Origin of the sequence: Bacillus sp. EU55, from assembly GCF_038005925.1 — a bacterium.
Taxonomy (GTDB): domain Bacteria; phylum Bacillota; class Bacilli; order Bacillales; family Bacillaceae; genus Bacillus; species Bacillus velezensis.
On sequence record NZ_JBBOUE010000001.1, the window covers coordinates 167,501 to 170,000 of the forward strand.

Annotated in this window: 2 rRNA genes (1 of these 2 only partly in view); both read left to right on the forward strand. The window is 52.4% G+C overall.

The annotated features are described in order from the left end of the window. Positions 1 to 69 precede the first annotated feature (69 nt). Positions 70 to 1,618, forward strand: a 16S ribosomal RNA gene (locus NYE50_RS00990). Positions 1,619 to 1,788: 170 nt separating this feature from the next. After that, positions 1,789 to 2,500: ribosomal RNA gene (locus NYE50_RS00995) — 23S ribosomal RNA — on the forward strand (it continues 2,218 nt past the right edge of the window). The 16S and 23S rRNA genes sit together here, the layout of an rRNA operon.

The following is a 2,500-nucleotide window of genomic DNA, read 5'->3' on the forward strand; positions in this document are numbered from 1 at the left end:
CAAAACGTACCTGTTAATTCAAAGTTTTAAATAAATCGCACAGCGATGTGCGTAGTCAGTCAAACTACTTTATCGGAGAGTTTGATCCTGGCTCAGGACGAACGCTGGCGGCGTGCCTAATACATGCAAGTCGAGCGGACAGATGGGAGCTTGCTCCCTGATGTTAGCGGCGGACGGGTGAGTAACACGTGGGTAACCTGCCTGTAAGACTGGGATAACTCCGGGAAACCGGGGCTAATACCGGATGGTTGTTTGAACCGCATGGTTCAGACATAAAAGGTGGCTTCGGCTACCACTTACAGATGGACCCGCGGCGCATTAGCTAGTTGGTGAGGTAACGGCTCACCAAGGCAACGATGCGTAGCCGACCTGAGAGGGTGATCGGCCACACTGGGACTGAGACACGGCCCAGACTCCTACGGGAGGCAGCAGTAGGGAATCTTCCGCAATGGACGAAAGTCTGACGGAGCAACGCCGCGTGAGTGATGAAGGTTTTCGGATCGTAAAGCTCTGTTGTTAGGGAAGAACAAGTGCCGTTCAAATAGGGCGGCACCTTGACGGTACCTAACCAGAAAGCCACGGCTAACTACGTGCCAGCAGCCGCGGTAATACGTAGGTGGCAAGCGTTGTCCGGAATTATTGGGCGTAAAGGGCTCGCAGGCGGTTTCTTAAGTCTGATGTGAAAGCCCCCGGCTCAACCGGGGAGGGTCATTGGAAACTGGGGAACTTGAGTGCAGAAGAGGAGAGTGGAATTCCACGTGTAGCGGTGAAATGCGTAGAGATGTGGAGGAACACCAGTGGCGAAGGCGACTCTCTGGTCTGTAACTGACGCTGAGGAGCGAAAGCGTGGGGAGCGAACAGGATTAGATACCCTGGTAGTCCACGCCGTAAACGATGAGTGCTAAGTGTTAGGGGGTTTCCGCCCCTTAGTGCTGCAGCTAACGCATTAAGCACTCCGCCTGGGGAGTACGGTCGCAAGACTGAAACTCAAAGGAATTGACGGGGGCCCGCACAAGCGGTGGAGCATGTGGTTTAATTCGAAGCAACGCGAAGAACCTTACCAGGTCTTGACATCCTCTGACAATCCTAGAGATAGGACGTCCCCTTCGGGGGCAGAGTGACAGGTGGTGCATGGTTGTCGTCAGCTCGTGTCGTGAGATGTTGGGTTAAGTCCCGCAACGAGCGCAACCCTTGATCTTAGTTGCCAGCATTCAGTTGGGCACTCTAAGGTGACTGCCGGTGACAAACCGGAGGAAGGTGGGGATGACGTCAAATCATCATGCCCCTTATGACCTGGGCTACACACGTGCTACAATGGACAGAACAAAGGGCAGCGAAACCGCGAGGTTAAGCCAATCCCACAAATCTGTTCTCAGTTCGGATCGCAGTCTGCAACTCGACTGCGTGAAGCTGGAATCGCTAGTAATCGCGGATCAGCATGCCGCGGTGAATACGTTCCCGGGCCTTGTACACACCGCCCGTCACACCACGAGAGTTTGTAACACCCGAAGTCGGTGAGGTAACCTTTTGGAGCCAGCCGCCGAAGGTGGGACAGATGATTGGGGTGAAGTCGTAACAAGGTAGCCGTATCGGAAGGTGCGGCTGGATCACCTCCTTTCTAAGGATTTTAACGTAAGACCTTGGGTCTTATAAACAGAACGTTCCCTGTCTTGTTTAGTTTTGAAGGATCATTTGATTCTTCGAGATGTTGTTCTTTGAAAACTAGATAACAGAAGTAATTCACATTCAATTAGTAATGCAAGATATCACGTAGTGATTCTTTTTAACGGTTAAGTTAGAAAGGGCGCACGGTGGATGCCTTGGCACTAGGAGCCGATGAAGGACGGGACGAACACCGATATGCTTCGGGGAGCTGTAAGCAAGCTTTGATCCGGAGATTTCCGAATGGGGAAACCCACCACTCGTAATGGAGTGGTATCCATATCTGAATACATAGGATATGAGAAGGCAGACCCGGGGAACTGAAACATCTAAGTACCCGGAGGAAGAGAAAGCAAATGCGATTCCCTGAGTAGCGGCGAGCGAAACGGGACCAGCCCAAACCAAGAGGCTTGCCTCTTGGGGTTGTAGGACACTCTGTACGGAGTTACAAAGGAACGAGGTAGATGAAGAGGTCTGGAAAGGCCCGCCATAGGAGGTAACAGCCCTGTAGTCAAAACTTCGTTCTCTCCTGAGTGGATCCTGAGTACGGCGGAACACGTGAAATTCCGTCGGAATCCGGGAGGACCATCTCCCAAGGCTAAATACTCCCTAGTGACCGATAGTGAACCAGTACCGTGAGGGAAAGGTGAAAAGCACCCCGGAAGGGGAGTGAAAGAGATCCTGAAACCGTGTGCCTACAAGTAGTCAGAGCCCGTTAACGGGTGATGGCGTGCCTTTTGTAGAATGAACCGGCGAGTTACGATCCCGTGCAAGGTTAAGCAGAAGATGCGGAGCCGCAGCGAAAGCGAGTCTGAATAGGGCGAATTGAGTACGTGGT